The organism is Ancylomarina longa, assembly GCF_003996985.1.
Taxonomy (GTDB): Bacteria; Bacteroidota; Bacteroidia; order Bacteroidales; family Marinifilaceae; genus Ancylomarina_A; species Ancylomarina_A longa.
Genome location: NZ_RJJX01000045.1, coordinates 1 through 5,659 on the forward strand (window position 1 = coordinate 1; position 5,659 = coordinate 5,659).

At 46.8% G+C, this 5,659-nt stretch carries 2 tRNA genes and 3 rRNA genes; all 5 read right to left on the minus strand.

The window, feature by feature from the left end:
- Positions 1-41: 41 nt before the first annotated feature.
- A 5S ribosomal RNA gene (gene rrf, locus DLK05_RS16200) occupies positions 42-152 on the minus strand.
- Positions 153-227: 75 nt separating this feature from the next.
- Positions 228-3,105: ribosomal RNA gene (locus DLK05_RS16205) — 23S ribosomal RNA — on the minus strand.
- Positions 3,106-3,226: 121 nt separating this feature from the next.
- Positions 3,227-3,300: transfer RNA gene (locus DLK05_RS16210), tRNA-Ala, on the minus strand.
- A 19-nt stretch (positions 3,301-3,319) separates the two neighbouring features.
- Positions 3,320-3,393: transfer RNA gene (locus DLK05_RS16215), tRNA-Ile, on the minus strand.
- Positions 3,394-3,550: 157 nt separating this feature from the next.
- A 16S ribosomal RNA gene (locus DLK05_RS16220) occupies positions 3,551-5,076 on the minus strand.
- The 16S, 23S and 5S rRNA genes sit together here with 2 tRNA genes alongside, the layout of an rRNA operon.
- Positions 5,077-5,659: the final 583 nt, after the last annotated feature.

Consider the following 5,659-nt stretch of genomic DNA (forward strand, 5'->3'; position numbering starts at 1 on the left):
AAAAAAGAGTCTCATTCCATAAGGAATAAGACTCTTTTAAAGGTTGGCATCGACCTACTCTCCCACATCTCTGCAGTACCATCGGCGCTAACGGGCTTAACTTCTCTGTTCGGGAAGGGAAGAGGTGGAACCCCGTCGCTATAAACACCTAAAATCTTTAAATATCATAGACATATTGAAAATAAAAGCAGAAGAACCTTTGTAAAGATTCAGCCATTGACCTGACCACTCAGAAGCTTTTGGGTAATTAGTATTGCTCGACTACGCACGTCACCGCACTTACATCTGCAACCTATCAACGTTGTCATCTCCAACGACCCTTAAAGGAAATCTCATCTTGAGGTAGGCTTCGTGCTTAGATGCTTTCAGCACTTATCCCTGCCCAACGTAGCTACTCTGCTATGCAGCTGGCGCCACAACAGATACACTAGAGGTTAGTCCAACCCGGTCCTCTCGTACTAGAGTCAGATCCTCGCAAATTTCCAACGCCCACAACAGATAGGGACCGAACTGTCTCACGACGTTCTGAACCCAGCTCGCGTGCCACTTTAATGGGCGAACAGCCCAACCCTTGGGACCTTCTCCAGCCCCAGGATGTGACGAGCCGACATCGAGGTGCCAAACCGCTCCGTCGATATGAGCTCTTGGGAGCGATCAGCCTGTTATCCCCGGCGTACCTTTTATCCTTTGAGCGATGGCCCTTCCATACGGAACCACCGGATCACTATGCTCTACTTTCGTACCTGCTCGACTTGTCGGTCTTACAGTCAAGCACCCTTGTGCCATTGCACTCTTCAGACGATTACCAAACGTCTTGAGGGTACCTTTAGAAGCCTCCGTTACTCTTTTGGAGGCGACCACCCCAGTCAAACTACCCACCATACACTGTCCGTCGTTAGACGTTAGACTCCAGATAAGCAAAGGGACGTATTTCAAGGGCGACTCCACAAGTCCTGGCGAACCCACTTCATAGTCTCCGTCCTATCCTACACATCACTTACCCAAAATCAATGTAAAGCTGCAGTAAAGGTGCACGGGGTCTTTCCGTCCCGTTGCGGGTAATCGGCATCTTCACCGATACTACAATTTCACCGAGCTCATGGCTGAGACAGTGCCCAGATCGTTACACCATTCGTGCAGGTCGGAACTTACCCGACAAGGAATTTCGCTACCTTAGGACCGTTATAGTTACGGCCGCCGTTTACTGGGGCTTCATTTCAGACCTTCGCTTACGCTAAGCCCTCCACTTAACCTTCCAGCACCGGGCAGGTGTCAGGCCTTATACTTCATCTTTCGATTTTGCAAAGCCATGTGTTTTTGGTAAACAGTCGCCTGGGCCATTTCTCTGCGGCTCACATTGCTGTGAGCGTCCTTTCTCCCGAAGTTACAGGACTATTTTGCCGAGTTCCTTAGCCATGAATCACTCGAGCGCCTTAGTATTCTCTACTTGACTACCTGTGTCGGTTTGTGGTACGGGCAACTACAACCTGATGCTTAGAGGTTTTTCTTGGAAGTCAAATTACACGCACTATCCAATTGTCCGTAAACGCTTGGTACTATCGGCTTTCAGCTCAACTGGCGGATTTGCCTACCAGTCTCATAGCATACGGCCTTCAACGAACTATTCCGTCAGTTCGCGGCGTTGTCATCTCTTCGTCACCCCATCGCAGTTGTAGCCGGTATCGGAATATTAACCGATTGTCCATCGAGTTCGCCCTTCGGCTACCCCTTAGGTCCCGACTTACCCTGATCCGATTAGCGTTGATCAGGAAACCTTAGTCTATTGGCGTGCGGGTTTCTCACCCGCATTATCGTTACTTATGCCTACATTTGCTTTTCTAAAAGCTCCACGATCCATTACCAGACCGCTTCTGCGCCGTTAGAATGCTCCCCTACCAGTTAGAATAAATTCTAAATCCATAGCTTCGGTAGCATGTTTTATGCCCGATTATCATCCACGCAAGATCGCTCGACTAGTGAGCTGTTACGCACTCTTTAAATGAATGGCTGCTTCCAAGCCAACATCCTAGCTGTCTATGCAATCTTACCTCGTTTGTTCAACTTAACATACATTTGGGGACCTTAGCTGATGGTCTGGGTTCTTTCCCTCTCGTCCGTGGACCTTAGCACCCACGGGCTCACTGCCAGATATAAGTTATAGCATTCGGAGTTTGTCTGGATTTGATAGGCGATGAAGCCCTCGCATCCAATCAGTAGCTCTACCTCTATAACTCTCGACTCTGACGCTGCACCTAAATGCATTTCGGGGAGTACGAGCTATTTCTCAGTTTGATTGGCCTTTCACCCCTACCCACAGTTCATCCGAACACTTTTCAACGTGAACCGGTTGGGCCCTCCACTCTGGTTTAACAGAGCTTCAGCCTGACCATGGGTAGATCACCAAGTTTCGCGTCTACCCCCACTAACTTTACGCCCTATTCAGACTCGCTTTCGCTTCGACTACGTACCTGAAGTACTTAATCTCGCTAGTGAGGAGTAACTCGTAGGCTCATTATGCAAAAGGCACGCCGTCACACCCTAAAGTGCTCCGACCGCTTGTAGGCGTACGGTTTCAGGTACTATTTCACTCCTCTGTTCGAGGTGCTTTTCACCTTTCCCTCACGGTACTTGTTCTCTATCGGTCTCTCAGGAGTATTTAGCCTTACCAGATGGTCCTGGCTGATTCACACAGAATTCCTCGTGTTCCGCGCTACTCAGGATACTGCTAGATGCATTTTGCTTACGTGTACGAGACTTTCACTCTCTGCGGCCGTTCTTTCCAAAACGTTCCACTTCACGCCATTTATCTTATTGCAGTCCTACAACCCCTACATTGCCGAAACAATATAGGTTTGGGCTAATCCCCGTTCGATCGCCACTACTTGGGGAATCACTTTTGTTTTCTTCTCCTCCGGGTACTTAGATGTTTCAGTTCTCCGGGTTTGCCTCCTATTACTAGGATACCTATTGCTAGGTGGGTTGCCCCATTCGGAAATTTTCGGATCACAGGTTATTTGCACCTCCCCAAAACTTATCGCAGCTTATCACGTCCTTCTTCGCCTCTGAGAGCCTAGGCATCCGCCATACGCCCTTAATTACTTCTTATTGTGACAATGAAAATAAATTCCCATTACCAAATCAATCGTTGTTTCTTTACTTTAGTTACTTCTACTTTTGTTTTTCCAATATGTCAAAGAACTTTTAAAATACACCATCGTATTTTCTGTGGAGAATATCGGAGTCGAACCGATGACCTCCTGCGTGCAAGGCAGGCGCTCTAGCCAACTGAGCTAATCCCCCATTACGTCGTTTTTTCGTGTAGTCCTGCGCAGATTTGAACTGCGGACCCCTACATTATCAGTGTAGTGCTCTAACCAACTGAGCTACAGGACTAGGTCAGTCAAAGCAAACGAGACAATATATCTTATCATCCTCTAACGCTCTGGGTGATGGTTGTTATTTTAAAAATGAAAACAAAAAAAGTTAGGAAATATAAAAAACTTCCTCGCCTTATATATACAAAGACTTATCTTAATACCCCAATCTCTAGAAAGGAGGTGTTCCAGCCACACCTTCCGGTACGGCTACCTTGTTACGACTTAGCCCCAGTTACCAATTTTACCCTAGGTCGATCCTTGCGGTTACGAACTTCAGGTCCCCTCGGCTTCCATGGCTTGACGGGCGGTGTGTACAAGGCCCGGGAACGTATTCACCGCATCGTTGCTGATATGCGATTACTAGCGAATCCAACTTCACGGAGTCGAGTTGCAGACTCCGATCCGAACTGAGACCGACTTTAGAGATTAGCATCCTGTCACCAGGTAGCTGCCCTTTGTATCGGCCATTGTAACACGTGTGTAGCCCTGGACGTAAGGGCCGTGCTGATTTGACGTCATCCCCACCTTCCTCTCACCTTACGGTGGCAGTCTCGCTAGAGTCCTCAGCATTACCTGCTAGCAACTAACGATAGGGGTTGCGCTCGTTATGGGACTTAACCCGACACCTCACGGCACGAGCTGACGACAACCATGCAGCACCTTGTAATTTGCTCCGAAGAGAAGTCCTATTTCTAAGACGGTCAAACTGCATTTAAGCCCAGGTAAGGTTCCTCGCGTATCATCGAATTAAACCACATGTTCCTCCGCTTGTGCGGGCCCCCGTCAATTCCTTTGAGTTTCATTCTTGCGAACGTACTCCCCAGGTGGATTACTTAATGCTTTCGCTCAGTCACGCACAGTGTATCGTGCACAACGAGTAATCATCGTTTACGGCGTGGACTACCAGGGTATCTAATCCTGTTCGCTCCCCACGCTTTCGTCCATCAGCGTCAATAATGGCTTAGTAAGCTGCCTTCGCAATTGGTGTTCTACGTTATATCTATGCATTTCACCGCTACATAACGTATTCCGCCTACCTCAACCATATTCAAGTCCCTCAGTTTCAATGGCAGTTCCAGAGTTGAGCTCTGGGATTTCACCACTGACTTAAAAGACCGCCTACGGACCCTTTAAACCCAATAAATCCGGATAACGCTCGAATCCTCCGTATTACCGCGGCTGCTGGCACGGAGTTAGCCGATCCTTATTCCTACAGTACCTTCAAATCAGTACACGTACTGACAATTATTCCTGTAAAAAAGCAGTTTACAACCCATAGGGCCGTCATCCTGCACGCGACATGGCTGGTTCAGGCTCCCGCCCATTGACCAATATTCCTCACTGCTGCCTCCCGTAGGAGTCTGGTCCGTGTCTCAGTACCAGTGTGGGGGACTATCCTCTCAGACCCCCTAAGCATCATCGTCTTGGTAAGCCGTTACCTTACCAACTAACTAATGCTACGCATGCCCATCTTTCACCATCGTAATTTTAAACTATAAACCATGCGATCCATAATTATTATGCGGTATTAATCCAGATTTCTCTGGGCTATCCCCCTGTGAAAGGTAGGTTGCATACGCGTTACTCACCCGTGCGCCGGTCGCCATCTTCTAGCAAGCTAGAAATGCTGCCCCTCGACTTGCATGTGTTAGGCCTGTCGCTAGCGTTCATCCTGAGCCAGGATCAAACTCTTCATTGTATAAAAGTTTTTAAATAATTCTGTCTCACTGGATGTATTAAAGTTTTTGTAATTGACAAGGTTGTTTTCTTGTATTTACCTAACTTCTTGTTTTCAATATTTTCAAAGAACTTCTGTTCTGATTTTCTTCCTTTTTATCCGCCGCTGCCGGCGTYTAAAGCGGTTGCAAAGATAAACACTTTTTGTTTTTATCTGCAAGAAAAAATCAAAGTTTTTTTTGAGTTTTTTCCTGCCAGGCTTATCGCCCTTTGCTCCCCAGAATTTCAAATCACTTTCGCTGTTTTAGCGGCTGCAAAGATAAATACTTTTATTTTAAATTTGCAAATCTTTTTTAAACTTTTTTTCAAATTCCAAATCCTCTCCAAATACCCCATACATACCGGGTAACCCTTGAGAAATCTTAAACGGCTGCAAAGATAAAACAATTTAATCGCCTTTTCCTAAGCTTTTGYCAAAGTTTTTTTAAGTTTTTTTTTAGTCCCTAATCAGCGCCTCCAATCTGCATCTTTAACCCCTTTCAAAACCCCCGCCTTACGTTTAAAGCGGTGCAAAGATAAATCATTTATTTCCCCATTTCCTAATC